We start from the raw sequence: 25,881 nt of genomic DNA, 5'->3' as shown, positions 1-25,881 counted from the left end.
CCTAAATTTTTCTGACTCAACCCATAATTCACAATATGAGGGATATTTGTCGAAATTGCAAAAGATTCCCAATTAAATAACAGATATTTTTTTCATAAGCATTGTGAAATCAGGACAACTTATTTGGGGGCAAATTTCGATAAAAAAAGGCGCTTAATGCGCCTTTTTTTGAAAGCTAAAAATTAGCCTTGTTGACGAGCTTGTTGCTCTTTCAATAAGTCTTCATAGCTCACAGTTGTATCAGTTACTTTAGCAGAAGCTAAGATGTGATCTACAACTTGGTCTTCTAGAATAACAGCTTCGATTTGAGCACGTTGCTGTTTATCGTTGTTGAAGTATTCAATTACTTCTTTAGGATCTTCGTAAGAAGAAGCCATGTCTTCGATGTAAGCATCAACACGTGCAGCATCAACTTCAATTTTAGCATCAGCCAATACTTTGCTGACTAATACGCCAAGTTTAACTGATTTTTCAGCTTGCTCTTTGAATAGGTCATCTGGAAGCATGCTTGAATCAAACGCTTTAGCGCCTTGAGCACCAAACTGTTGAGTGAATTGTTGGATCATTTGTTGACGTTGACGGTCAATTTCTTGAGCAACCATCGCTGCTGGAAGTTCAACTTCGTTTGCCGCAACGAGTGCATCAAAAGTTGCGCCTTTCACTTGGTTACGTAAACCATTTTTCACTTCACGTTCCATGTTTTTACGAACGTCAGCTTTTAATTTGTCTACGCCATCTTCTTCAGAAATACCGAAGATTTGTAGGAATTCAGCATCAATTTCTGGAAGTTTTTGCTTTTCAACAAGTTTCACAGTGATTTTGAACTGAGCAGCTTTACCAGCAAGGTTTGCTGCTTGGTAGTCTTCAGGGAAAGTTACATCAATAACTTTCTCTTCACCTTTTTTCATGCCCACGATGCCATCTTCAAAACCAGGAATCATGCGACCAGAACCAAGTACTAATTTAAAGTCTTCAGCAGCACCACCTTCAAACTTCTCGCCATCTACAGTGCCTTCAAAGTCAAAAGTCACTTGCATGTCTTTTTTCGCCATGCCTTTGGTTTCTGCCCAAGAAGCACGTTGCTTTTGAAGATTTTCAAGCATTTGCTCAACGTCTTTGTCGTTCACTTCTGAAGACTTACGTTCAACTTCTAAACCTTCAAATTTCACTTCAACTTCTGGATAAACTTCAACTGTCGCTTCGTAAACTAAAGCGTCGTCTTTCATTTCAGTTTTTTCGATGTTTGGCATACCAACAGCGTTGATTTTTTCTTGTTGGATTGCTTCAAAAACGGTGTCACGAATAATGTCGTTCACCACTTCTTGATAAATACCCGCACCGTATTCACGACGAACAACGTTTACAGGCACTTTACCTGGACGGAAGCCGTTGATCTTCACAGTTTTGGCAGTGCGTTTCAAGCGAGCTTCAAACTGCTCGTTAATACGGCTCGTCGGTACAGATACATTTAAACGACGGGCAACGCCCGAAACCGCTTCAGAAGTTACTTGCATGGCTTCCTCGATATAGTTAGTAATAACAGTTTATAAAAAAGTGCCACATTATATGACAACATTAAAGGATATACAAAATACGTTCTGATCTCGACTGAATTTTTTTAATCGTCACGCTATTTTCTGTAAATTTTCAACTTTGTGTATATTTCTTGTTGTAAATAAGAATCCTTATCATTATTATTAGCCAACTCCTTCATGAATGATTCTAATTACCATATAGGTCTAAATTAGGATCATTGATTCATATTAGAGATATAATTTTATGGCTAAGTTCAACCTACACCCGCTGTGTCTTGCATTACTTGGGGCTACCTCTACTGCTGTTTTCGCAAATACCTCTACCGATGCGACTTCAACCCACCAACTTTCCACAATTGTGGTTTCAGCGGCAGGTTTTGAACAAAAAATTAAGGATGCACCTGCATCAATTACTGTCATTAGTGCAGAAGATTTAAAAAATAAACGTATCAACTCCGTTGCTGATGCCTTGGTTGATGTGGAAGGGGTTGATATTAGTCCAACAGCAGGAAAAACAGGCGGACTAAATATTCGTATTCGCGGGATGGATGCTGAATATACGTTGGTACTGATTGATGGCCGCCGCCAAAACAGTACAGGTGATATTACCCCTAATGGTTTTGGTGAATCAAATAACAGTTTTATTCCGCCAATTTCTGCAGTTGAGCGAATCGAAATTATCCGAGGACCCGCTTCTACCCTTTATGGCTCAGATGCCATTGGCGGTGTCGTTAATATTATTACCAAAAAAGTTTCACCAGAATGGACAGGTGCTGTCACACTCGAAGGGACAATTAACCCAAACTATTCAGATTTTGGCAATCAACGCTCAGTAGATGCCTACGTTACTGGTCCATTAATTCAAAATTTACTTGGTATTCAATTACGTGGCCGTAAAGCGGAGCGTGATCAATCTCATATAACCCCAGATGCCAATTCAGATACCGAGTTATCTCAAGGTAACAGCCCAACCAAATCTGATTTAGAAACTCTTGGTGTTCGCCTAACACTAACACCTAATGATAATCATGATATTTCTGCTGAATATGAGCAAACCGAACAATGGTATGACAATAGTAAAGGGCAATTGGGTACTTTAGGTGCAGATGGAGGATATAACTCCTCTCAAGAATATAATCGTGAAAAAGTAGTTCTAGCTCATACTTGGCGTACCGATATTGGTACTTTGGATTCAAGTATTAGCAATACTCAGACCGAAACTGTAGGACGTTTAATTCCAGCACGTGCTCAGAATTTGTCAAAAACTGTCACACCTCGCTTACTTGAGAGTGAAGATACTATTTTTGATACAAAGTTCACCACACAACACTTTAGTGGGCACAACATAACACTAGGCGGTCAATGGTGGGATGCAAGCATTAAAGACGGCTTACGTGTGAATAAAGAAGTTTCTTTTGATCAACTCGGTTTGTTTGCAGAAGATACTTGGGCATTAACGGATAGCTTAGCTCTGACTTTAGGTCTACGTTTTGATGATCACAGCACTTTTGGTGATTTTTGGACACCTCGTGCGTACCTCGTTTGGAATGCAAATGACAATTGGACATTTAAAGGCGGATATTCTGAAGGATATAAAGCACCACGTTTAGAACGCTTAACCAATGGTATTTATAATGTCAGCGGCCAGGGACGTAACCCAGTTTTTGGTAATCCTAATTTAAAGCCAGAAACGAGCAACAACTTTGAGTTAGCTGCATATTTCAATAATAACGATAATTTTGATGCCAACATTACTGCCTTCTATAGTCAGGTAGAAGATAAAATTGTAAATGGTAATGCTGAACTAAAATGTGACACAGATACCAATAAAGCAGCTTGTGAAGCATTTATGGACTCCATTGGAACACCGTGGACCATGGATTATTATAAAAGCAAAGGGCAAACACGAGCAGACTCATGGAATGTTACTCGTCCAACTAACGCAGAAGAAGCCGAGGTTTATGGAATCGAAACTGGTTTCAATTGGGAGTTTATCCCTGCTTGGAAATTTGGTCTAAATTACACTTGGACAGAAACCGAAATTAAAGATTCCAAGTTGGGTAATCCACCTTTAAACGATACTCCTGAACATATTGTAAATGCTTCTTTAAAATGGCAAGCAGCTGATTACGTGAATCTATGGGCTCGTGGTGAATACCGAAGTGAGCGTGCTCGTTTTACATCAACTTATGAAAACTTAACTGCTGCCAACCAAAAGGTTTATGATGAATTAGGTGACTTTAAATCTTATGCCTTATTCCATATTGGCTCTAATTTTACCGTAAACGATAATTGGGATATTGGTGTCGCACTGTACAATGTTTTTGATAAAGACTTTACCGATTACGAACTAATTGATGGCAGTTATTACAACCGCCACAGCAACACCCAAGAAGGTCGCCGTGTTCAATTGAGTACAACCTTTAAATTCTAAATAACACTTTATAAAAAAACCTGCTTCGGCAGGTTTTTTTACATCAACAATTTACGATTTATTCTTATTTAATTCATAATCATGGCTATATTTGTAATCTCAATCAATTACAAACCAATAATATGTTTTATCAATACTTAATAAAAAACAGATACTTAATTAATACTTGTTATATCATTACATTAAATAGGGCTATCACGATACGATTATTTATCGTGAATAACAATTACATAAAGATGTAAGAACAAATAAGAATCATTATTATTCGCATACAAATTCACTACTCCGAATCGGGTTCGAAATGGCCTTCATTAAAACACGTAAGAAAATTGTTTCTACAGCGATTGCTTCATCACTTTCAATCATTGCAGGCAATGTAATGGCTGAAGAAAAAGCTGTCCAACTCGAGACGATTAATCAAACTGTAAATAAAGAGAATTATAAAGTAGAAAAAGCGTCTTCAGATAAGTTTACGCAATCTCAACTAAATACGACTCAGACTATGGCCATTATCCCTGAGAAAGTATTAAAAGAACAAAATGCAACGACCCTAACAGAAGCACTTCGAAACGTTCCTGGTGTCGGCACATTCTCCCTAGGTGAAAACGGACGAATGAATACTGGTGATGCTGTTACCATGCGTGGATTTGATACAGCAAATAGTATCTTCATCGATGGAGTACGTGACTTGGGTAACGTTACTCGAGACATGTTTAATTACGAACAAATTGAAGTATTTAAAGGCCCTGCTGGTACAGATAATGGTCGTACAGCTGCCTCAGGTTCAATTAATTTATCAACAAAAGAAGCAAAACTTCAAGACGCTAACAATGCAACTCTTGGTTTCGGCTCAGATGAATATTACCGAGCGACTGCTGATATCAATAAAGCAATAAGCGATACAACTGCCATCCGTTTTAATGCCATGGGTGAAAACTCAGACGGTATTGGTCGTGACGGCGTTACAAATGAAAAATGGGCTGCTGCACTTTCAGCCGGCTTTGGTTTAGGCACAGATCTTCGCCTTTTCTTAGACTATCTACATATTGAACAAGACAATGTCTTGGATGGCGGTATACCAACCGTTGGTTTACCTGGTTTTGATGCGGCTAAAAGTGCTGGTAGTCGAACTGACTTTTCAAATCTTGCTGGTTATTTGAATTCTCACCCAGTGGATACATCAAATTATTATGGTGCACCTGAAGATTTTGATGATGTCACTGCAGACATGGCAACTGCTCGTTTAGAGTATGATTTATCAGAAAATACGAAAATCAAAAATACCTCTCGTTGGGGCAAAACAGAGCATCAATATTTAACCACCTTCTCTGGTAATTCTTATACGACTACAAATCCTACGAATCCAAATGATGCATCTGCAATGCGCGTTTCAGGCAGTGCAAATAATAGTGATTCTGAAAATGAAATTATGACTAACCAAACTAGCTTGGTTACAAGTTTCAATACTGGCCGCTTAAAACATGATGTCAGCACAGGCGTTGAATTTACACGTGAAGAAATGAAAACGCGTGGTTGGACTGCTACAGTTACCGGTACAAGTTCATTGTATAACCCACAAGGCACTGTACATACCGCTTTAGTCAGAAATACCAATGGTAATGGTGATTCTGAAGCTCAAATGGATACCTACTCTATTTTTGCCTTCGATACTATTGAAATTTCACCACAATTTTCTGTGAATGGTGGCGTTCGTCTAGATCGTTATAAACTTGATGCCGATACATTTGTGAATACGGCTGCTTCAGGTCAACCGGCAAATTATGTTGCACAAAGCTTTAAAGATGACGGCAACCTATTCAACTGGAAAGTTGGGGCACTATATAAACCAACTGAAAACGGTAGCTTGTATGCTAACTACGCCATCCAACAACAAGCACCGGGTACTATTACAGGTGGTGACGGTATTGGTAATGCCAATGCATTTGCCCCATCTGGTTCAGCAAGCAGTAACAATAACTTAGATCTTGATCCTCAAGAAATTGAAACCATTGAAGTTGGTGCTAAATGGGAATTTTTTGACAACCGTTTACTCTTAACAGGTGCACTTTTCCAAACTGAACTCACAAATGAGTTGGAAAAAGATGGTGAAGAATACTACCAAACTGGTGAAAAATCAGTTAAAGGTGTTGAACTTGGCGTGATTGGTAACTTAAATGACAATTGGCAAGTTATTGCTGGTTATACACATCAAAAAACAGACATTAAAAATGTAACCCAAGCTGCGAGTAACCAGCAAGTTTCAGCAGATGGTTCAAGTAATATGCCATTTACGCCTTCTGATGCATTCACATTGTGGACGACCTACAATATGGATAAATGGAGCATTGGTAGCGGCGCGCGTTACAATGGTGAAATGACTAAAAACAAAGATGGCAATCAGGTCGGTCCTGCTGTCATCCCTGACTACTGGGTATTTGACTCAATGGTTAGTTACCAAGCAACACCAAATGTAGGGATTCAATTCAACATCAACAATTTATTTGATGAAGACTACATTAACAGCATCAACCGTGGTGGATTACGTTACATCGCAGGTGCTGAACGTAACTATCGCTTAACATTTAATTTTAAGTTCTAAATTAAATATTCTAAAAAAAGCCTTAATCTTGTATTAAGGCTTTTTTATTTATGCTTATCTTATGTAGATTTGATTAAAATTAGATTAAGGTTAAATTATGCTTCTTCATGTCCCTCATGTCCTTTCAAAGCAACACGTTCAAAGCATCAGACAAGCGATGAACCAAGATAATCAGTGGGTTTCAGGAAAAAGTTCGGCCGGAGCACAAGCTCAAAACATCAAAAAAAATTTACAAATCAATTCAAACAGTCAGCTCTATCAGCAGTTAAGTCAGCAAGTATTACCGCAAATTAAAGAAAGTCTGCTCATTCAATCTTTTGCATTACCTAAAGAAATCTTGCCTCCGCTTTTCAATTGCTACCAAGATACCGGTCACTACGGTAATCATGTCGATAATGCAATCCATTACTATCATGAAAAAAATATAACTGTGCGTACAGATGTCTCAATGACCATTTTTTTATCAGAACCCGATGAATATGAAGGTGGTGAACTGATCATTGAGGATACTTATGGTGAACATGAAGTTAAGTTAGATGCTGGCGATGCAATTATTTATCCAGCGACCAGTCTACATCGTGTTGAACCTGTGACTTCAGGCTCCCGTATAGCAGCTTGTACTTGGGTACAAAGCATGGTCAAAGATGATTGGCAAAGAAGCATGCTTTTTAATTTAGATCAGACCATTATGCAATTACGACAAAATTTAGGCGATAGCAAAGAAATATTACAACTGACGAATCACTACCATAATCTTTTACGTCAATGGGCAGTTCTATGAGTCAACATTCTCCATTGCAACCACTGACTCAGATTCCTGCTCATTTACAAACCATTGCCGATTACGAAAAACAGGCTGAACTGCACCTGTCACACATGGTGTGGCAATACCTACAAGGTGGTTCTATGGATGAACACAGTGTACGTGGCAATTTGTCTCAGTTTGAACAGATACAACTTCTACCACGTATGCTCAGAGATCTGACCCAAGGTCATACCCAAATTGAGATATTAGGGCAACGTTTTCCGCATCCTATTTTTGTAGCACCCATTGGTCATCAACAACAATTTCATCCTGATGCTGAAGCTGCAACAGCCCTCGCCGCCGAAGTCCTTGGCAGCAATATGATCCTCAGTACGTTTACCAATACAGATATGCGTGAGTTAAAGCAGGACAATCCATTCAAATGGTTCCAATTGTATTGGCAAGGTGAGCGCGAAAAGTCATTATCACTGGTCAAAATGGCAGAAGCACATGGTTTTAAAGCGATTGTGGTGACCGTTGATTCTCCACATTCAGGAATTCGTGACCGAGAGAGACATGCGTTTTTTGAACTTCCTAAGCATGAACCGCAGCCTCATCACTCTATTCAACAACCTCAAACCAATAAAAATGAACATCCATTATTTCAAGGTCTAATGAAAATTGCACCGACATGGGCGGATATCCTTTGGCTCAGTCAAAATACATCTTTACCAATTATTTTAAAGGGCATTGTCAGTCCACATGATGCTGAACTTGCCCTGCAACACGGTGTACAAGGCATTATTGTGTCGAATCATGGTGGGCGCGTACTGGACGGTTGCATTTCCCCTCTCACCGCCTTAGAACTGATTAAAAAAGTTGTGCCTCTGGATTTCCCAGTTTTATATGATGGTGGTATTCGTCGTGGTTCAGATGTGTTTAAAGCGATAGCCTTGGGTGCATCTGCCGTATTAGTCGGCCGTCCCTGCATTTATGGTTTAGCTACAGCGGGCGCTTTAGGCGTTGCACATGTACTCAAAATACTGAAAGAAGAATTTGAGATTACAATGGCATTGATGGGAACAGCCACCGTCGATGAGATTAATAAAGATTATATTTTTCAAAAAAGCTAATTTTATAGAAAAATATTTTCCAGTAATGGCATCTTGACGCAAAAATAGGAAATTATTTCCGAAATATATGGACTAATATTTAGTTATACATTTACGAGCTTACGGTAAAGCTAAGTCATGTGAATCTTTACAGATTTATTTCGACTTTCGACTAAAGACTACGAAATTAAACTTGTAAATTGCTAGAATAGACACAATCTATATAAGTAGTACCTTGCCGTTTATCCACGACATTTATCCACGGTGCTATAAGGAGTTTTCACATGATGTTGGCAGATCCAAGCAAAAAATACCGTCGCATGTACCAACGTGTAGACTTACCAGACCGTCAATGGCCAAATAACGAAATCAATAAAGCGCCGATCTGGATGAGTACCGACCTTCGTGACGGTAACCAAGCGATCTTCGAGCCAATGAACATTGAACAAAAGTTCAAAATGTTCCAAATGCTTGTGAAAATTGGTTTCAAACACATTGAAATCGGCTTCCCTTCTGCATCACAAATCGACTTTGATTTCACTCGTTTGTTGATCGAAGGCGGTCATATTCCTGATGATGTGTACATCGAAGTTTTGGTTCAAGCACGTGATCATCTGATTCAACGCACATTTGAATCATTGCAGGGCGCAAAACGCGCAATCGTGCATATCTACAACTCAAATTCTCCAACCTTCCGCAATAAAGTGTTGAATGTTGATGTTGCTGGTGCAAAACAATTAGCGATTAACGCTGCAACGAAAGTCAAAGAATACGCTGCAAAACAGCCTGAAACTGAATTTGTATTCCAATACAGTCCAGAGTGTTTTACTGCAACAGAATTAGAAGTGGCTAAAGATGTCTGTGATGCGGTCACTGAAATTTGGGAAGCATCTCCAGAGAACAAAGTGATTTTAAATTTGCCTGCAACGGTTGAAGTTTCTGGTCCAAACGTCTATGCAGACCAAGTGGAATGGATGCACCGTAATATTCAGCGCCGTGACGGTGTGATTATTTCTGTGCACTGTCATAACGACCGTGGCTGTGGTATTGCCGCTTCTGAGTTGGCGATTATGGCTGGTGCTGACCGCGTCGAAGGTTGTGTGTTTGGTAATGGTGAACGTACAGGTAACGTAGACGTTGCAGCGATTGCATTGAACATGTATACCCAAGGTGTTGCGCCAAACTTAGATTTCTCAAACATTAACGAAATCATTTCAATCATTGAAGAATGCACAGGCTTGCCGGTACACCCTCGTCATCCGTATGCTGGTGATTTGGTCTTCACCGCGTTCTCTGGCTCACACCAAGATGCCATTAAAAAAGGTTTCGAGTTCCAAAAGAACGAAGAAATGTGGGATATGCCTTATTTGCCAATCGACCCGAAAGACTTGGGCCGCGACTATGATGCCGTGATTCGTGTCAACTCACAGTCTGGTAAAGGCGGTATTGCGTACTTGTTAGAATCAAATTACAACGTGGTGTTGCCTCGTCGTATTCAAATTGAGTTCTCGCAAATCGTACAGCAAAAAACAGATGAAGACGGTACCGAGATTTCTGCGCAAGCAATCTGGTCTTTATTTAAAGACACGTATGTGGCTGCCAAAGACACGCATTATGCGGCGAAAAACTACCGCTTACATGATGAAAATGGCAAACAAGTCATTGAGCTTGATGTCGAAGTGAACGGTGAGATCCAGCAATTACGTGGTGAAGGCAACGGCCCAATCTCTGCTATCTTAAATGCCTTGCAGTTACCGATTGATGTCTTGAACTATGAAGAACGTAGCATCAGTTCAGGCGCACATGCTAAAGCCTTGGCTTTAATTGAGCTTCAAGTGAAAGGTACAGGTAAGTCTGCATTCGGCGCAGGTGTGCATGACAACATCGTGACCGCATCTATCGAGGCGATTATTGCCAGCACTAACCGTTTAATTGAACAAGGTGTTTTGAGTACTGAACAAGTGATTGCTGCTGCAGTCTAATTCAATGCTATAAATATCAAATAGCAATAAAATGACTTTAGAAGGATACCCTCAAGTGGTATCCTTTTATTATTCATACTAAAGATTTAAGGCGAATTATTCCTGTGTCTTTTCCAGCTGACTCAGTGGGCTTAGTTACCCCACAAAAGTTTATTTTTGAAGAGCCGTTAGAGCTCGAATGCGATCGCATACTCCCACGTTTTGAGCTCATGGTTGAAACTTATGGCGAACTGAATGCAGACAAATCTAATGCAATTTTGATTTGTCATGCACTGTCAGGCCATCATCATGCAGCAGGTTATCATCATGAAGATGACCGTAAACCGGGTTGGTGGGACGCATGTATTGGACCAGGCAAAGCCATTGATACGTCAAAATTCTTTGTCGTAGCATTAAATAATATTGGCGGCTGTAGCGGTTCTACTGGACCGACCTCTCCAAATCCTGAAAATGACAATCGCCCTTATGGTCCTGATTTCCCATTAGTGACTGTCCGTGACTGGGTCAAAACCCAAGCCATGTTGTCTGATCGTTTAGAAATTCAGCAGTGGTATGCGGTGATTGGCGGCTCTTTAGGGGGCATGCAAGCTCTACAATGGTCTGTGGACTATCCAGATCGTTTACAAAAGTGCGTGATTATTGCCAGTACACCAAAACTGTCTGCGCAAAACATTGCCTTTAACGAAGTGGCGCGTCAGTCGATTTTGTCTGACCCTGATTTCCATGATGGTCGCTATTTAGAAAATGATAGTTATCCTAAGCGAGGTTTGATCTTGGCCCGTATGGTGGGTCATATCACTTACCTCTCTGAAGAAGCCATGAAACAAAAATTTGGCCGTGACTTAAAGTCAGGTAAATTTATGTATGGCTTTGACGTCGAATTCCAAGTCGAAAGTTATTTGCGTTATCAAGGTGAGCAATTTAGCCGTAACTTTGATGCCAATACCTATTTGATCATGACCAAGGCTTTAGATTATTTCGATCCATCACGTGAATATGAGCAATCATTAAAAACCGCGATGTCTAAAACCAAGTGTCAATTTTTAGTTGTTTCATTTACAACGGACTGGCGTTTTACCCCTGCTCGTTCGCAAGAAATTGTAGATGCATTAATTAGTAATCATAAGCCTGTGAGCTATGTGGATATTGATGCTGAACAAGGTCATGACTCTTTCTTGTTCCCGATTCCGTTATATGTGAAAAGCTTACGTGCATTCCTAGGCGGTGTAAAACACCTGCAAGAAACACCGAAGGAGACCAACTAATGCGTATTGATCATCAACTGGCTGAACGTTGGATTAAACCAGATTCAAGCGTACTCGATTTAGGGTGTGGTGACGGTGAACTGCTTGCACATATGAGCAAAAAGCACAATATTCGTGCATATGGCTTAGAAATTGATCAAGAAAAGATTGCAATTGCGGTCAGTCGCGGGTTAAATATCATCCAACAGGACTTGAACTTAGGTTTAAGTCGCTTTGCCGACCAGTCTTTTGACTATGTGGTTATGGCACAAGCCTTGCAAGCTGTAGATGCACCAGACGTTCTTTTAAGAGACATGGTGCGTGTGGGGAAACAGGCCATTATCACCTTTCCAAACTTTGCACATTGGAAGACTCGTTCTTTCCTTGCATTAAAAGGAATGATGCCTGTTTCAGACGCGTTACCCTATATGTGGTATAACACGCCCAATATTCATTTATGTACTTTCCGTGATTTTGAAGCGCTGTGTGCTGAAAATAACATCCGGATTATTAACCGACTTGCCGTGAATGGGGATCAACAAGATAGTTTACTGAGTAAACGTCTCCCAAATCTATTTGGTGAAGTCGCAATTTATCGAGTGAGCGCTCTATGAAAAAATTATTATTAAGCACGACGCTACTGATTGGACTTTTTAGCATACAAGCCCATGCGGATTATGTTGCTCCATCATCTTCAGTTTCTAGCCAAGCTGCACAATATTCAATTATGGATATTCACAGCTTAAGTAAAGCTGCTAAAGCAGGTCAGCCTGGTGCTCAGTTTTACTTAGGCACTAAATATCAACAAGGTAAAGACGTTGCAAAAGATGAACGTCAAGCTTTTGCATGGTACAAAGCTGCTGCCGATCAAGGTTTATCTGCAGCTCAGCTCAATGTGGGTCGTATGCTCGCTGATGGCATTGGGACTAAAAAAGATGAAGCGCTTGCTCGTCAATATTTCGAAAAAGCAGCCAGCCGTGGTGATAACCGCGCAAGCTTTAACTTAGCCATGATGGAAGAGCAAAAGAAAAACTACATGGGTGCATACCAATGGTATGAGCTTTCTACCCGTGATGGCATGCTCGACAACAAAGTGATTAGCTTGTCTGAAGGCAAAAAAACCGCTTTAGCAGCGAACTTAAGCCAAGACCAAATCCGTCAAGCACGTGACCGTGCGGACAAATGGATTCAAGCACAATAAGTTTTTGAATCTTAAAAAGCACCTTCGGGTGCTTTTTTATTGCCTGTCAGCCACAGCATCTTGTTAAAATAGCCTCAAATCTTGTTTTATGGTGAATATTCACATGGCTTCAACTGATTGGTTATCTCAAGGCACTTTGGTGCTTGCAAGTAATAACAAAGGCAAAATTGCAGAATTTGAAAAAATGTTTGCCGAGCTTAATCTTCCTGTTGAAGTGATTCCACAAGGTCAGTTGAACATTGAAGATGCCATCGAAGACGGTCTAAGCTTTGTTGAAAATGCCATTATCAAAGCGCGTCATGCGTCGAAAATTTCAGGCAAGCCAGCCATTGCAGATGATTCTGGCATTTGCGTACCTGTGCTTGGTGGCGCACCGGGGATTTACTCTGCGCGCTATGCAGGTGAACATGGCAATGATGCCGCTAACAATGCCAAGTTGCTTGCTGACCTCAAACCGCTCCGCAAAGAGGGTGAAGCCATCGAAGGGATGTTTGTATGTGTCTTGGCTTTGGTCCAACATGCAGAAGACCCACTCCCACAAATTTTCCAAGGGATTTGGCGCGGTGAAGTGATGGAAGCAGCACGTGGTGAAAATGGCTTTGGCTATGACCCACTGTTTTGGCTGCCAGAACTGAATGTTTCTAGTGCTGAATTATCAAAAGAAGAAAAAAATAAAATCAGCCATCGTGGTCAGGCGATGAAATTATTTAAAGCAAGTTTGAAATAATTTGCATTGGAGTTAATCTTAATGCCAAAGATTAACTCCAATCCCTGAATAAAAATAGAATAATTATGGAACTTCAACCGATACAGATCATATGCAACGCTTGCCATCACACTTCAACTGAAATCCCGACACGCTCTTTTCTTGGTTTTCAAAAACTAAGCTGCCCTCATTGCCAGGCGCAACTGACCTACCCGCTCACCTCAGGCTTTCGTACCACTTACGCTATTTTTGCAGTGTTGATCGTACTGTCGATCATGCTTAATCTGTCGCAAGGTCAAATTGGATTTCCAGGCCTGATAGGTATCGCGATGATATATGCCCTCGTGCGTGATTGGCAGATTCGCAAACAGCTCAAGTAGTCGCCCTTTACGGGCATTTATAATTCACTTTTCATCTTAAAGCGAAAAAAGATGCAAAATTAACCCATAAAAACTGACGACGATGCAGCTCATAATCGTGCCTGAAGCAATATAACGCGCCGAAGTGCCTGTTCCTTGATAATGCGTTTCTAAAGCCACAATATTCGCTGCAGGGGGTAAGCAAAAGAGCATAAACATCACCCCAATATATTTCTCGATCTGGGGAATTGGAAGAAAGGCATAACTCAAACTACAGATCACCGCGCCAACGGTGAGTTTCATCGCATAAATACGACTACTGTTAATCAGATCACGCCATTGTACCTTGGTTTGACGCAGCCACATGCCTAAGACACACATCCCCGTGAAACTCATTCCAATTTTTGCAGCTTGATAGAGCCAATCTAAGATCTGATGTTCTTCTAAATGCTGCAGTCCAACTATTCGACAGACGCCTGCAATCATCAAGGCAAATACAGGGGGAGACATCGCCACTTTTTGCATCACGCTCGACCATGGGAGTTGGGCTGAACTGACGGCTGTCACGGCCCACATATTGCCAAAGATAGAGCCACCGACATACAGAGCCACCATCGCTGCACTAATTTCAGGGCCAAACAGTGCTAAGGCAAAAGGAAAACCCAGCCAAGCCAAGTTCAAATAACTGACACACAAGGCACGTAAACTATCTTTTAACAGCCAGCGAAATAAATAAAACATCAGCACGGCAACACTAAAGCTAAAGAGCATGAGCGCTAAACTGCCTGCTTGATAGAACACCATGTTGTAGATGATTACGGCTGGAATAAAACAGCGTGCAAGTAAGCTAGAGAAAATCGATTTGAGCGATGCGGTTCCTGATAATGATGCCAATCCGAGACCACTTAAAAAACCCAATATCGGAAGAAGAAACGCCACTACACCACCCTCACTGCTCAATCCATGCATAGTAACACTGAACATAAGCTTCGCGGCTGTCTTTAAACTGCAACATCTTGGTCACTTCACTGTCATCTACAACTGCTGAAATGTTGTGCAGACCAACAAGAGGATAACAAGATGGCTGGACTATCGATTTGGCATGTACTGATTTTTGCAATTGTGGTGATTTTACTCTTTGGTACCTCTAAGCTAAAAAACTTGGGCAAAGATGTCGGCGGCGCGGTCAAAGATTTCAAAAAATCGATGCGTGATGAAGACGCAGCAAACACACAGCTTAATGAGCCTCGCACGCTAGAGCATGAAGCTCAAAATAAAACCAATTCCTCAGTTCAAAGCTAAGGAGTTGTCATAATGCTTAATATTGGTATTAGCGAATTACTGGTGTTCAGCATTATTGCGCTGATCGTACTTGGCCCAGAAAAACTGCCTGAAGGTATCCGCTTTGCAGGTAAATGGTACGGGAAAGTTAAACGACTGATCAGTAACGTGCAAACAGATATTGACCGTGAACTTCGCATGTCCGAACTTCGTGAAGAAATGCAAAAAGAAATGCAACGTATTCAACAGCTCGAAGCGCGTATGCAGGCTCAGATGAATGAATTGCAACAAACGCAACACCCCATAGAACAGACTGCGCTAAAACAACAAGAAGCCGTCCTACCTGACAATAAAAATTTATCCCCACGTTATCAGTACATCGAACGTGGTCAGAGCACGATCTTTGCCGTGGCTACACCCCAAATGAAAAAAAAGCACGAGATTAAAACAGACCAAGCTCCTACATTAAGTTCGACCGATGCATTAGCAGAATATCAGGTGGCCGTATGACAGATCTTTCACTGAATAATTCACAGAACACTGTGCCTGATTTGGAAGAAATGCCAATCACCAAACATTTGGTGATTTTGCGTCGGCATTTGATCAAAATTACAGGACTCATTTTGATTCTGTTCTTTTGTTTATTGCCCTTTGCCAATCAAAGCTATCAATTGATGTCAGAGCCACTGCGTGCTCAACTGCCAATGACCTCATCCATGATTGCAACGGATGTAACCGCCACCTTTATGGCGCCGTTTAAGCTGAATTTCTTTGTCGCGCTAATGCTCGCGATGCCCTTCGTGATTTATCAACTTTGGGCCTTCATCAAACCTGCACTGTATGAAAAAGAGCGGCATTTGGCGATGCCCTTATTATTCGGCAGTATCGTCCTCTTCTATGCCGGAATTGCATTTGCCTATTGGGTTGCCCTGCCCTCCATCCTACATTTTTTTATGAGTGTTTCCCCTGAAACAGTCGCCCCAATGACGGACATCAATAGTTATTTAAGTTTCTGCTTAAAGCTTTTTTTGGTGTTTGGGCTGACCTTTGAAATTCCCATCATCACGCTAATTTTGATTTTGATCGGGGTGGTGTCTACTCAAACCTTGGTGGAGAAGCGTCGTTTTATTATCGTCGGCTGTTTTTTTGTCGCCATGTTTGCCACGCCACCCGATGCGCTTTCGATGATCATGTTGGCCATTCCCATGTGGATGCTGTTTGAGCTGGGTTTGTTCTTTGGCAAGCTGATTGAAAAACGACGTGCATCTGCACCTTAAACAAACTTATTTTTCGACAATTTTGGTGAGTTTTACACCTAAGAGGCTGAGATAGCCTCTTTTTTTTATGCACCCATTTAATGTTTTGCAATTTACATGCAGCGAAATCTAAACGCCTATTTCATCAGTTTGCAACATTAGCTTCAAAGCATTGTCATATTTTATCGATAGTTTTATGTGATCAACTTTTACCCAGCACACCTTTGCCAGGATTTAAATTCATGACAAACATGCCATATAACGAAGATCAAGAACTTGATAACAACACTTCGGATAACCTTCATTTTCGTGACATTTTAGAACAACGCATCAGCCGTCGTAGCTTGATTACCAAGACTGCGAGTGGTGCAGTCGCACTTGCATTGGCATCTTCATTAACGGGGTGTAATGATGACAATGACTCAGGTTCAAATAGCAATACCAAACCACCAGTTACCGATCCAAATCAAAAACCGACCAAATTCAATTTCACACCAGTGAAAAAGAATTTAGACGATATCGTGACTGTTCCTGAAGGCTATCAAGCGCATGTACTATATGCGATGGGTGACTCGATTAACCCTGCATACCCAGCATGGGATGATAACAATGTTCCTTCTGGCCCGAGCTTCCAATTCCGCTCTGGTGACTGCCATGACGGTATGAGCTTCTTTGGTTTAAATACCACCTCTGGACGTTATGATGCCAAGCAGTCTGACCAAGGTTTGTTGGTGATGAACCATGAATACATCAATCCAACCTTCTTACACCCACAAGGCCCAACCAAAGTGGATGGTCGTCGCCCTGAAGATGAAGTCATCCGTGAAGTCAATGCACACGGTGTTTCTGTGATTCAAATTGAAAAAGACAGCAAGACTCAAGCCGTTAAACTGGTACAAAATTCTCCATTTAACCGTCGTATTACCGCATCGACCGTAATGGACTTTAAAGGCCCTGTAGCAGGCTCAAGCTTAGTTTGCACGAAATTTTCAACCAATAGCCAGCAAACCCGTGGTACACACAACAACTGCGGTAATGGCTATACCCCTTGGGGCACTTACCTGACGACAGAAGAAAACTTCATTGGTTACTTCGCTCGTGCAAAAGAAGATGATGCCAAACGTAGTCCTGCTGAAATTGTGGCACTCAACCGTTATGGCCTAAAAGCGGGTGCAAACTCACGCTATGGTTGGGAAACAGCGATTGGAAGTAATGAGTCTCAAGATTTATATGACCGTTGGTCAGCGAATGTTACCGGTACTCAGGCAGCAGAAGATTATCGTAATGGTCCAAACACCTTTGGTTGGATTGTCGAAATTGATCCATTTGACCGCCGTGAAAACCCCGTAAAACGTACTGCACTGGGTCGCTTTGCACATGAAGACTGCCGTGCAAGTCGCTTACGTGAAGATGATAACCTTGCGTTTTATATGGGTGATGACTCACGCGGCGAATACATCTATAAATTTGTATCCGACCAAAAATGGAATAAAAAAGATGTCAACGGTGGCTATGCTGCGGGTGACAAATACATGAACAACGGTAAGTTATACGTTGCCAAATTTAACAATGACGGCAAAGGTCAATGGATTGAATTGAGCTATAACGTCAATGGTTTAAACCAAAGCAACAGCGTGTATCCGTTTAGTTCACAAGCAGATGTTCTGACCTTCGCACGTCTTGCTGCAGATGCTGTCGGTGCCACCAAAATGGACCGTCCTGAATGGGTCGCTGTGCATCCAGACAATGGTGAAGTCTATGTGACCCTCACCAATAACTCGAACCGTGGTACGACGCATGCACTAGATGCTGCCAACCCACGTAACTACACTGACCCTGAAGGTGGTAAAGGCAACGTCAACGGTCATATTATCCGTTTCCGTGAAGATGGTGATACAACCACAGCACTCAGCTTTACTTGGGATATTTACCTGTTTGGTGCTGAAGCAAAAATGGCGAGCAACATTAACTTATCAGGTCTCAATGACAACAACGACTTGTCTTCACCCGATGGGATGTGGTTCGACCCACGTGGTGTGTTATGGATTCAAACCGATGACGGTGCTTATACCGATACCACCAACTGTATGATGCTTGCTGCGCTACCAGGTCAAGTTGGTGATGGCACAAAAGCCACGACCTCATCGGGTCAAGAAACCATTGTGGGTGCAAAACTGAATGATGAAAACTTACGTCGCTTCCTGACTGGGCCTAAAGAGTGTGAAATCACAGGTGTGACGATGACACCTGACTACAAAGCGATTTTTATCAATGTGCAACATCCCGGCGAAGATTCAGCATCCTATGCTGAACCGACCAGCCACTGGCCTGCATCACAAACCAATGCTGCAGCGACCTCACGCCCACGTTCTGCAACCGTTGTCATCACCCGTAAAGATGGTGGTGTGATAGCTGGCGAAGCGGTAGAACAAGCTCAGCCAACGCAAAAAACCGCATAAAAAAACTCTAAAAAATAAGCCGACGAATCGTCGGCTTTTTTTATGGCTTTAAATGCACTTCTATCTGTGTGATCTGTCCTTGTTGCTCACCCTGCTGCTGTTTTTCCTGCCAATGCCACTGTGAATCCCGCATACACAATAAATTTGAACAACGTGTGCCATACACCGGACTTTGAATAAAGGTTGAAGACAGCAAATGTTCCATTTCTGTCTGAATCCCAGTATTGGGTAACAGCGCTGGAATGATTTTTCGCTCATCTTCCAAAATATCCCACGCAGCAGCGTCTATGTCCGCCTGTGGTTGCTGGCTTTGTAGCATCGGCAAAAATTCTTGAGTGAACCGTTTACGTAAATGTCGGGTCTTTTCCCAATGTTCAGTCATTAAACCATTGGATGTGACATACACCCCTTTGGCTAAGACTTGTGGTGCTTCACCGCGATTACTCATATAAACGGCTTGAGTGGCATCGCCAACGAATAAATTAAAGCCAGCATAATTACATTGGATTTGTTCCAGTGCTTGCGCAAACCGAATGGGCGTTTGCTCAGATTCTAAAAATTGCTGAATCAAAGCGCCACGTGAAGTGGGATATGTGGTCTGATCACGACCATCACGAAAATTGGTCACAATCGCCCAACGCCCTTGAGCGGTTATCCCCATCCATGTTCCACCAGACTGTAAGTCCTGCCCTGCAATAATCGGACTATCTACCCATTGCTTTAGGCCTGCCGTCGGTCGATGATAAAACTCATCACGATTCGAAATCAGGCAGAGTGGCATGTCATCCAAGACCTGCCAAGCAAAAGCCACAATGCACATATTCAACTCTCAATATCTTTACACATTGAATGTACAACATTTTTCAGCACATTCAGCTAAAATCTGTGCAAAACATAATGACAAGGAACAGCAATGCTGACATATCCAAATATCGACCCTGTGGCGATATCACTGGGGCCACTACAAGTTCACTGGTATGGTCTGATGTATTTATTGGCCTTTTTATTTGCATGGGGCTTGGCAACCTACCGTGCAAAACAACGTGACGGCTGGAACGCAGAAATGGTCTCAGACCTGATTTTCTACGGTGCATTGGGTGTCGTGATTGGTGGACGCTTTGGCTATGTCTTCTTTTATGGTTTCGATCAGTTCCTTGCCAACCCATTGTGGCTATTCCAAGTTTGGACAGGCGGCATGAGCTTCCATGGCGGTTTCCTTGGGGTCATGATTGCCATGTTAGTGTGGTGCAAGAAATATAAAATGACTTGGTTCCAGACCCTCGACTTTATCGCACCCTGCGTTCCAACAGGCTTAATGTTTGGTCGTATTGGGAACTTTATTGGTGGCGAGCTATATGGTCGTGCAGTGACTGACCCAAATTTTGCTTTCGGCATGATCTTCCCGACCGATCCACTTCAGTTGGTGCGCCATCCGTCGCAACTCTATCAAGCACTCTGTGAAGGTTTAATTCTGTTTATCGTGCTGTGGTGGTTTAGTTCAAAACCTCGTCCACGTTATGCCGTTTCAGCCTTATTCCTCATCGGATATGGTATCGCACGCTTCACCGTTGAATTCTTCCGTGAGCCGGACAATGGTCAACTGTTCATCGGATGGATGAGTAAAGGTCAGTTCCTGACAGTTCCGATGATTCTGATTGGACTATGGATGATGTGGTATGCCTACCAGAAAAAAATCTATGACTGGGGTCCACAAAAAAATCATTAATATTTTCTAAATGTCTTTAAGCAAGCGAGGTTTAAGCCTCGCTTTTTTATGCGCTGAAATTTATTCCTTCATACGCATTTACTGCACATGAAGTGACTGAATTAGACAACTGATCTGTGCTAAAGTTTATTCAGCTTATTTTTAAACTATCGATCCATGCTTGAATTTTGGTTTAACCCCAGCGTTTCTGTACTTAAAAAAATCCTGTTTTTTATTGCGATGACCATACTGACAGGTGCTCTGTATTGGATGGAACCCTTAACACTTCAAGCCATTCTCATGTTCATGGGTACAGGCGTGATTTTCCTGATTTGTCGTTATTGCAAGATTCATTTTGCAGCAAAAAACCCAACTGGTTTGCTCTATCGTTTATTGACGTGGATACCGATTGCACTGCTGTTGGCATTGGTTTTTATCAACATGAATAAGGGTGAAATTCTGATTCCGGGTGCTCAAGGCATTGGCTTTATGGCTTTGGCGATCTGCCTGCTCTCCCCGATTTCACTGCTGAATAAAAACGAGAAAACTTCATCCGAAGGTAAAGTTTAAATGCTGACGTTTTGGTACTCTGAGCGCTGTAACCGACAAATCAAGCTCATCATTTGTATCAGTACCTGTGTACTTATTTTTCTATGCGCTGAACAAAAACAACTTGATCCCCGCTTTGCGGGCTTCAGTTTAGCGATTGGTTTGATGATTGATCTGCTTTATAAGCTCAGACAAGACAAACTAAAAACACTGTCTCCGTCATTAAAATGCGGTTTGGCTAGTTTGCCAATTTTATGTTTAGTGTGCTTAATTTATTTTCTACCCAATGAGCAACGCTGGATTTTAGCGCTGCAATGTATGGGCTTTGCGGCAATTGGATTATTTATCGTCTCGATCTACAGTCAGCGTGCAAAAAGGTTTGAAGACTAACCTTTTTGCAGCCATGGGCTGTTAATCCGCTAAGCGGTAATAGCTGTATTTCACATTTGGAGTTCGATAGACCGCATAACCCGCTTGACGATAATCAGACACCCAATCCTTACCTGAATATGCTGCGATATGACCATAACGGCTACTTTGATTGCGGTCGATAATATAAATATCGCCTTTCTTTGGTCGATCAAACGCTAAATTAATTTTTTGATAACCAATTTTTTGTAATGTGCTGCCCCAATCTGCTGCGGCAACGGGGTGACCGTTAAAACGTGCCCCTGCGGACTCAAGTGCTAAACGAACACTGCGGGCACATTTCTGAGTACTTCTTTGGCGGGTAATGCCTTGTAAAAATCCAGTCAAACGATCGATATCGATACGCTGACCATTGCGGGATACCACATTTTTAGTCGCTGCTTTTTGAGTGGTATTGGACTTGCCCGTATTTTTACTCGCCTGAGAACGAATTATGATATTTGCCTGAACTGGAGCATGCACTTCACTCAAGTTTACATTGTGATCATAAGCCATTCTTTAACCCACACTCCCGCCTATATTTAGGCATTCAAAAATTTTAACGAGGGTGATAGTACCGCGTAAATCATGTTTTTTCATGTAAAAAATGTAAGATTTCTTAAACAAATCTTCACATTTAAATACGACCGTCTATTTTTAATTCAAATCGATTTATTTTTGATATCAAACCCTTATTCAGAAATAATAGCCCAAAATCATCTCTTCACAATGAGAAAAATCACGTTTATTTTTTAATCAAACTTATCTGTATTTTTTTCAACGCTTCGAATGAAACATCGTTCAATATAAAAACAATAGAGCTTAAGTTTCCTAAGCTCATGCTTGATTTAACAGACATATTGTCTCGTTAACGCTTGGTGTAATTGTTATTAATAGACGTATTCGCTCCAATAATTCAGTGCTTGTGGTATGCAAAATTTGGTCATCACCCAATAAACACCGTATGTTTCTGATTTTTTAAACCTGACCATATTCAAGCGCCCATCGCAGTTCCTTCCTCACGCAAAACAAGCTAATATGTGCCACAAGAAATTTAGCAAATTATGAGAGAGTCATGCGCCAGTATTTAGACCTTTTACAACACATTCTCGACAACGGCGGCGACAAGGGCGACCGTACGGGTACGGGAACACGTTCTGTATTTGGTCATCAAATGCGCTTCGATCTTTCTCAAGGTTTCCCTTTACTCACCACCAAAAAAGTTCATTTCCGCTCTATCGTGATTGAACTACTGTGGTTCCTTAAAGGCGATACCAATGTTCAATATTTGCAAGACAATAAAGTTTCCATTTGGGATGAATGGTCTACAGCAGAACAAACTGCACGTTTTGGTCGTTCTGCTGGCGAATTAGGTCCTGTTTACGGTCATCAATGGCGTAATTTCGGTGCGACCAAAAAAGCCGATGGCCTATATGAACAAGATGGTTTCGACCAAATTAAATGGTTGGTCAATGAAATCAAAACCAATCCTAACTCTCGTCGTCTAATCGTATCTGGTTGGAACCCAAATGAGGCAGGTAATGTTGCATTGCCACCATGCCATACCTTGTTTCAATTTTTTGTTCAAAACGGAAAATTATCTTGCCAATTATATCAACGCAGTGCTGACGTTTTTTTGGGTGTGCCGTTTAACATTGCCAGCTATGCCCTGTTAACACACATGATTGCGCAAGTTTGTGGTCTAGGTGTAGGCGACTTCGTTTGGACCGGTGGGGATACACATTTATATGCCAACCATTTCGAACAAGCGCAGTTGCAATTGACACGTGAACCAATGGGTCTGTGCCAATTAAAACTCAATCCTGAAATTACCGATCTTTTCGATTTTAAATTTGAAGATATTGAAATCGTAGGTTATGAATCACATCCTGCGATTAAAGCCCCTGTTGCGGTTTAATTTTTAGAAATCCCAAGTGAAAAGCAAAATCCCGCTTTACCTCAAGCGGGATTTTGCATTCTAATAGACGGCAAATATTTCGGCTATTTGAGTTCAAACTATGGCATTTCAAAATTTAGAAATCGTGCACGTTGTCGCTATGGATCAGCAGCGCTGCATTGGTAAAGGTAATGATTTGCCGTGGCATATATCTGCCGATTTACAGCACTTTAAAGCCATCACTCAAGGCGGTGTAGTGGTCATGGGACGCAAAACCTTAGAGTCTATGGGACGTACCCTTCCGAAGCGTGTCAATTGGGTAATTACACGAGATAACACTTGGTCATTTGAAGGCACCAAAGTCGCATATAGTATCGACGAGGCATTAACGCAAGCTGTTGCTGATGTTGCAAGTTCAGAAAAACCAACGAGTTTGTTTATTATTGGTGGTGGTGAAATTTTTAAGCAAACCATCGGCATTGCAGACCGTTTAGAACTCACGCATGTTGAACTGGATGTTCAAGGTGATGCGCATTATCCTGAAATTCCTGCGGACTTTCAAAAAGTGGCGTCAGAACAACATATCGACGACAAAACTGGGATTGCTTTTGAGTTCGCAACTTACCGAAAATAAAGAAAAATCTTAAGCTAAAAGAAAAATATGCAACAGAGTGACCAACAAGCAATGTTCAAAAAAATAGGGCGAAGTATTCTTCATTCTCTATTTAGTGTGTTTGTCCTCTGTTCTTCGATTTGGCTCTGTGCCGCCCTGTGGATACAGCAACCGGCAGGCTGGTTAGGCAGCCGCATTATCATTGGAATCTGGATCGCTTTTGCTCTAAGCATTTTAGGCATCTATATTACCCAACACTTTTTTAGCCGTCGTAAAGATGTCTTGATTTATATTGCGGGCTTTATCTGTGGTCTATTTTGGTATTTTGGCATGGAGGCACGCCAAGATCGTGAATGGAATCCTGAAGTAGCAGAAATTCTACATTATGAAAACCAAGGCAATCTTATCACCTTGCACAATGTGCGTAATTTCGACTGGCATGCCGATGGCAGCTATACCCCGCGTTGGGAAACCCGCCAATATGACCTGAGTCAAATCAATGGCGTCAACATCATTACCTCGTATTGGATGGGACCGCAAATTGCCCATACACTGGTCAGTTTTGATTTTGCTGACCGACCACCGCTGACGTTTTCGATTGAAATTCGCAAAGAGAAAAATGAAGAATTCTCTGCGATTGGTGGTTTTTTCCGTAAATATGAACTGAGCCTCATTGCATCAGATGAAAAAGATATTATCTATACCCGCAGCAATACACGCGGAGAACAGGTCTATTTCTTCCCCGTAAACATGCCAAAATCTGAAATGCAGGCGCTGTTTATTGAATATCTACATAAAGCCGATGAACTGCAGACTCAACCCAAATGGTACAACACACTCACTAGTAATTGTACAACACTGGTATTTGACATGATTCAAGCGGTTTCCAAACATCAACTTCCAACCGATTACCGCTTATTTGCATCCGGTTATTTGCCGAATTATTTGCATGACCTTCATGCCATAGACCAAAATTGGGATATGAAAACATGGTATCAAAAAGCCCATGTTAACCCCCGCGTCTCTCAAATTAAGCAACTGAGCAGTGAACAATATTCGAAGTTAATCCGACAAGGTTTGCCGCATTCACAGTCTAATCCAAGCGCCAATCAATTGTAATTCTTAAATATTGATACAAATATGGCTAGCTTATCTGTGCGATATTTGCTTAGATAATTGAAATGCTTCCACGGGGAAATTCCGATGCTAAAACAAATATTTGTTGCTGCAACTTTGGTTTCAACTTTAGTGGTGACAGGCTGTGAAAGCATGCCTGCACAAGACAACACCATAACTGAAAATTTAAACCTATTACAAAACCGTACTTGGATTGCCACTCAGATTGGCAACACCCCAATCAAAACAGCACCCAATGCGCATAATATTCCAAGCATTCAATTCGATGCGGCTTCAAAACGTGTCTCAGGTGCAGATGGCTGTAATCGTATCATGGGCGGCTATAATGCTGGCAAAGACACCATAACGTTTGGCCCGATTGCTGCGACACAGATGGCTTGTCTCAATAACAATGGGCTAGAGCGACAGTACCATTCAGCACTCGAAAAGGTAACGCATTATCAAGTTTTTGGAAAAACCTTGAAATTGCTAGACCGTCACGGCAATTTATTAATTCAATATGAAAGCGCTGTTCAACCGCGTTAAATCGTTAAAAAAGTCTGCTTCGGCAGACTTTTTTATTCACTGTTCAGTCATGCCAGAGACATTTAATGCACATAAACTTGTGATTAGTATACAGACGCACATTGCAGTTTTTAGCTATAACCCCATATTAAACA

At 41.5% G+C, this 25,881-nt stretch carries 25 protein-coding genes; 21 read left to right on the top strand and 4 right to left on the bottom strand.

Translation table 11 applies throughout. The features are described from left to right. Positions 1-182: 182 nt before the first annotated feature. Positions 183-1,514: a trigger factor gene (tig, locus tag FTU36_RS02040; protein ID WP_180116703.1), complete on the bottom strand. Its 1,332-nt coding sequence runs from the start codon at positions 1,512-1,514 to the stop codon at positions 183-185. Between the two features lie 265 nt (positions 1,515-1,779). Here tig and FTU36_RS02035 point away from each other — a divergent pair, with 265 nt between their 5' ends. The 10 genes from FTU36_RS02035 to FTU36_RS01990 all read left to right on the top strand — a co-directional run bounded on the left by FTU36_RS02035 (position 1,780) and on the right by FTU36_RS01990 (position 13,938). Next, complete coding sequence (locus FTU36_RS02035; protein WP_180116702.1) at positions 1,780-3,969, top strand: TonB-dependent receptor domain-containing protein; 2,190 nt, start codon at positions 1,780-1,782, stop codon at positions 3,967-3,969. A gap of 301 nt (positions 3,970-4,270) precedes the next feature. Beyond that, complete coding sequence (locus FTU36_RS02030) at positions 4,271-6,568, top strand: catecholate siderophore receptor Fiu (protein ID WP_180116701.1); 2,298 nt, start codon at positions 4,271-4,273, stop codon at positions 6,566-6,568. Between the two features lie 97 nt (positions 6,569-6,665). Next, positions 6,666-7,349, top strand: coding sequence for a Fe2+-dependent dioxygenase (locus tag FTU36_RS02025; RefSeq protein WP_180007181.1), 684 nt, complete (start codon positions 6,666-6,668; stop codon positions 7,347-7,349). Beyond that, positions 7,346-8,446, top strand: coding sequence for an alpha-hydroxy acid oxidase (locus tag FTU36_RS02020; protein WP_180040543.1), 1,101 nt, complete (start codon positions 7,346-7,348; stop codon positions 8,444-8,446). Before FTU36_RS02025 ends, FTU36_RS02020 begins: the two co-directional genes overlap by 4 nt. Before the next feature lie 263 nt (positions 8,447-8,709). After that, positions 8,710-10,407: a 2-isopropylmalate synthase gene (leuA, locus tag FTU36_RS02015; RefSeq protein ID WP_111884051.1), complete on the top strand. Its 1,698-nt coding sequence runs from the start codon at positions 8,710-8,712 to the stop codon at positions 10,405-10,407. Between the two features lie 104 nt (positions 10,408-10,511). Next, positions 10,512-11,672 (top strand): homoserine O-acetyltransferase, encoded by a 1,161-nt coding sequence (locus tag FTU36_RS02010; protein WP_168377871.1) that lies wholly within the window; start codon positions 10,512-10,514, stop codon positions 11,670-11,672. After that, on the top strand, positions 11,672-12,265 hold the full coding sequence (gene metW, locus FTU36_RS02005; protein WP_067763682.1) for a methionine biosynthesis protein MetW: 594 nt from the start codon (positions 11,672-11,674) through the stop codon (positions 12,263-12,265). The genes FTU36_RS02010 and metW overlap by 1 nt, the downstream gene beginning before the upstream one ends. Further along, positions 12,262-12,852 (top strand): tetratricopeptide repeat protein, encoded by a 591-nt coding sequence (locus FTU36_RS02000; RefSeq protein ID WP_078189669.1) that lies wholly within the window; start codon positions 12,262-12,264, stop codon positions 12,850-12,852. The genes metW and FTU36_RS02000 overlap by 4 nt, the downstream gene beginning before the upstream one ends. Positions 12,853-12,955: 103 nt before the next feature. Further along, the gene (rdgB, locus tag FTU36_RS01995) at positions 12,956-13,579 is read left to right on the top strand and encodes an RdgB/HAM1 family non-canonical purine NTP pyrophosphatase (protein WP_078192870.1); all 624 of its coding nucleotides are present in this window, start codon (positions 12,956-12,958) and stop codon (positions 13,577-13,579) included. Between the two features lie 65 nt (positions 13,580-13,644). Beyond that, positions 13,645-13,938 carry a hypothetical protein gene (locus FTU36_RS01990; protein WP_180055641.1) on the top strand — a complete coding sequence of 98 codons (294 nt, stop codon included), beginning with the start codon at positions 13,645-13,647 and terminating at the stop codon, positions 13,936-13,938. A 36-nt stretch (positions 13,939-13,974) separates the two neighbouring features. Here FTU36_RS01990 and FTU36_RS01985 read toward each other — a convergent pair whose 3' ends face one another. Further along, on the bottom strand, positions 13,975-14,856 hold the full coding sequence (locus FTU36_RS01985; RefSeq protein ID WP_168377993.1) for a permease: 882 nt from the start codon (positions 14,854-14,856) through the stop codon (positions 13,975-13,977). Between the two features lie 141 nt (positions 14,857-14,997). On the opposite strand from FTU36_RS01985, the gene tatA reads away from it, so the two are divergent. From tatA to FTU36_RS01965, 4 genes are all read left to right on the top strand, one after another. Continuing rightward, complete coding sequence (gene tatA, locus FTU36_RS01980) at positions 14,998-15,219, top strand: Sec-independent protein translocase subunit TatA (RefSeq protein WP_078189673.1); 222 nt, start codon at positions 14,998-15,000, stop codon at positions 15,217-15,219. A gap of 12 nt (positions 15,220-15,231) precedes the next feature. After that, complete coding sequence (gene tatB / locus FTU36_RS01975) at positions 15,232-15,708, top strand: Sec-independent protein translocase protein TatB (protein ID WP_180021083.1); 477 nt, start codon at positions 15,232-15,234, stop codon at positions 15,706-15,708. Then, positions 15,705-16,475, top strand: a complete 771-nt coding sequence (gene tatC / locus FTU36_RS01970; protein WP_180113544.1) for a twin-arginine translocase subunit TatC — start codon at positions 15,705-15,707, stop codon at positions 16,473-16,475. The genes tatB and tatC overlap by 4 nt, the downstream gene beginning before the upstream one ends. 221 nt (positions 16,476-16,696) lie before the next feature. Continuing rightward, entirely contained in the window at positions 16,697-18,913 is a 2,217-nt protein-coding gene (locus FTU36_RS01965; protein WP_180113545.1) for a PhoX family phosphatase, read from the top strand. 40 nt (positions 18,914-18,953) lie between these two features. On the opposite strand, the gene FTU36_RS01960 is transcribed toward FTU36_RS01965, so the two are convergent. After that, on the bottom strand, positions 18,954-19,733 hold the full coding sequence (locus FTU36_RS01960) for an NRDE family protein (RefSeq protein WP_078192717.1): 780 nt from the start codon (positions 19,731-19,733) through the stop codon (positions 18,954-18,956). Between the two features lie 93 nt (positions 19,734-19,826). Here FTU36_RS01960 and lgt point away from each other — a divergent pair, with 93 nt between their 5' ends. The 3 genes from lgt (at position 19,827) to FTU36_RS01945 (ending at position 21,557) form a co-directional block, all read left to right on the top strand. Beyond that, the gene (lgt, locus tag FTU36_RS01955; RefSeq protein WP_180010199.1) at positions 19,827-20,639 is read left to right on the top strand and encodes a prolipoprotein diacylglyceryl transferase; all 813 of its coding nucleotides are present in this window, start codon (positions 19,827-19,829) and stop codon (positions 20,637-20,639) included. A 156-nt stretch (positions 20,640-20,795) separates the two neighbouring features. Next, entirely contained in the window at positions 20,796-21,188 is a 393-nt protein-coding gene (locus FTU36_RS01950) for a hypothetical protein (RefSeq protein WP_180026022.1), read from the top strand. Beyond that, the gene (locus FTU36_RS01945) at positions 21,189-21,557 is read left to right on the top strand and encodes a hypothetical protein (RefSeq protein ID WP_180116700.1); all 369 of its coding nucleotides are present in this window, start codon (positions 21,189-21,191) and stop codon (positions 21,555-21,557) included. Between the two features lie 21 nt (positions 21,558-21,578). On the opposite strand, the gene FTU36_RS01940 is transcribed toward FTU36_RS01945, so the two are convergent. Beyond that, the gene (locus FTU36_RS01940) at positions 21,579-22,091 is read right to left on the bottom strand and encodes a peptidoglycan amidohydrolase family protein (RefSeq protein ID WP_168377881.1); all 513 of its coding nucleotides are present in this window, start codon (positions 22,089-22,091) and stop codon (positions 21,579-21,581) included. 559 nt (positions 22,092-22,650) lie between these two features. Here FTU36_RS01940 and thyA point away from each other — a divergent pair. The 4 genes from thyA to FTU36_RS01920 all read left to right on the top strand — a co-directional run bounded on the left by thyA (position 22,651) and on the right by FTU36_RS01920 (position 25,747). Beyond that, positions 22,651-23,493: a thymidylate synthase gene (thyA, locus tag FTU36_RS01935; protein ID WP_180116699.1), complete on the top strand. Its 843-nt coding sequence runs from the start codon at positions 22,651-22,653 to the stop codon at positions 23,491-23,493. A gap of 100 nt (positions 23,494-23,593) precedes the next feature. Continuing rightward, the gene (locus FTU36_RS01930; protein ID WP_180010197.1) at positions 23,594-24,106 is read left to right on the top strand and encodes a dihydrofolate reductase; all 513 of its coding nucleotides are present in this window, start codon (positions 23,594-23,596) and stop codon (positions 24,104-24,106) included. 27 nt (positions 24,107-24,133) lie between these two features. Continuing rightward, complete coding sequence (locus tag FTU36_RS01925) at positions 24,134-25,204, top strand: DUF4105 domain-containing protein (protein ID WP_180116698.1); 1,071 nt, start codon at positions 24,134-24,136, stop codon at positions 25,202-25,204. A gap of 84 nt (positions 25,205-25,288) precedes the next feature. After that, positions 25,289-25,747: an META domain-containing protein gene (locus FTU36_RS01920; protein WP_180062929.1), complete on the top strand. Its 459-nt coding sequence runs from the start codon at positions 25,289-25,291 to the stop codon at positions 25,745-25,747. Positions 25,748-25,881 lie beyond the last annotated feature (134 nt).

Origin of the sequence: Acinetobacter sp. YH12096 (genome assembly GCF_013419215.1) — a bacterium.
GTDB classification, from domain to species: Bacteria; Pseudomonadota; Gammaproteobacteria; order Pseudomonadales; family Moraxellaceae; genus Acinetobacter; species Acinetobacter amyesii.
The sequence above is the reverse complement of the archived record's forward strand: the minus strand, read 5'-3'. Positions and strand labels throughout refer to the sequence as shown.

Bases quoted from the DNA above. Each gene is read 5' to 3' on its own strand.
- FTU36_RS01925 (WP_180116698.1), top strand. From the start codon at position 24,134: ATGCAACAGAGTGACCAACAAGCAATGTTCAAAAAAATAGGGCGAAGT.
- tatC (WP_180113544.1), top strand. From the start codon at position 15,705: ATGACAGATCTTTCACTGAATAATTCACAGAACACTGTGCCTGATTTG.
- tatB (WP_180021083.1), top strand. From the start codon at position 15,232: ATGCTTAATATTGGTATTAGCGAATTACTGGTGTTCAGCATTATTGCG.
- FTU36_RS02035 (WP_180116702.1), top strand. From the start codon at position 1,780: ATGGCTAAGTTCAACCTACACCCGCTGTGTCTTGCATTACTTGGGGCT.
- tatA (WP_078189673.1), top strand. From the start codon at position 14,998: ATGGCTGGACTATCGATTTGGCATGTACTGATTTTTGCAATTGTGGTG.
- FTU36_RS02030 (WP_180116701.1), top strand. From the start codon at position 4,271: ATGGCCTTCATTAAAACACGTAAGAAAATTGTTTCTACAGCGATTGCT.
- FTU36_RS01930 (WP_180010197.1), top strand. From the start codon at position 23,594: ATGGCATTTCAAAATTTAGAAATCGTGCACGTTGTCGCTATGGATCAG.
- FTU36_RS01965 (WP_180113545.1), top strand. From the start codon at position 16,697: ATGACAAACATGCCATATAACGAAGATCAAGAACTTGATAACAACACT.
- rdgB (WP_078192870.1), top strand. From the start codon at position 12,956: ATGGCTTCAACTGATTGGTTATCTCAAGGCACTTTGGTGCTTGCAAGT.
- FTU36_RS01950 (WP_180026022.1), top strand. From the start codon at position 20,796: ATGCTTGAATTTTGGTTTAACCCCAGCGTTTCTGTACTTAAAAAAATC.
- FTU36_RS01940 (WP_168377881.1), bottom strand. From the start codon at position 22,091: ATGGCTTATGATCACAATGTAAACTTGAGTGAAGTGCATGCTCCAGTT.
- FTU36_RS02000 (WP_078189669.1), top strand. From the start codon at position 12,262: ATGAAAAAATTATTATTAAGCACGACGCTACTGATTGGACTTTTTAGC.
- FTU36_RS01990 (WP_180055641.1), top strand. From the start codon at position 13,645: ATGGAACTTCAACCGATACAGATCATATGCAACGCTTGCCATCACACT.
- FTU36_RS01960 (WP_078192717.1), bottom strand. From the start codon at position 19,733: ATGTGCATTGTGGCTTTTGCTTGGCAGGTCTTGGATGACATGCCACTC.
- leuA (WP_111884051.1), top strand. From the start codon at position 8,710: ATGATGTTGGCAGATCCAAGCAAAAAATACCGTCGCATGTACCAACGT.
- FTU36_RS02020 (WP_180040543.1), top strand. From the start codon at position 7,346: ATGAGTCAACATTCTCCATTGCAACCACTGACTCAGATTCCTGCTCAT.
- lgt (WP_180010199.1), top strand. From the start codon at position 19,827: ATGCTGACATATCCAAATATCGACCCTGTGGCGATATCACTGGGGCCA.
- thyA (WP_180116699.1), top strand. From the start codon at position 22,651: ATGCGCCAGTATTTAGACCTTTTACAACACATTCTCGACAACGGCGGC.
- FTU36_RS01945 (WP_180116700.1), top strand. From the start codon at position 21,189: ATGCTGACGTTTTGGTACTCTGAGCGCTGTAACCGACAAATCAAGCTC.
- FTU36_RS02025 (WP_180007181.1), top strand. From the start codon at position 6,666: ATGCTTCTTCATGTCCCTCATGTCCTTTCAAAGCAACACGTTCAAAGC.
- tig (WP_180116703.1), bottom strand. From the start codon at position 1,514: ATGCAAGTAACTTCTGAAGCGGTTTCGGGCGTTGCCCGTCGTTTAAAT.
- metW (WP_067763682.1), top strand. From the start codon at position 11,672: ATGCGTATTGATCATCAACTGGCTGAACGTTGGATTAAACCAGATTCA.
- FTU36_RS01920 (WP_180062929.1), top strand. From the start codon at position 25,289: ATGCTAAAACAAATATTTGTTGCTGCAACTTTGGTTTCAACTTTAGTG.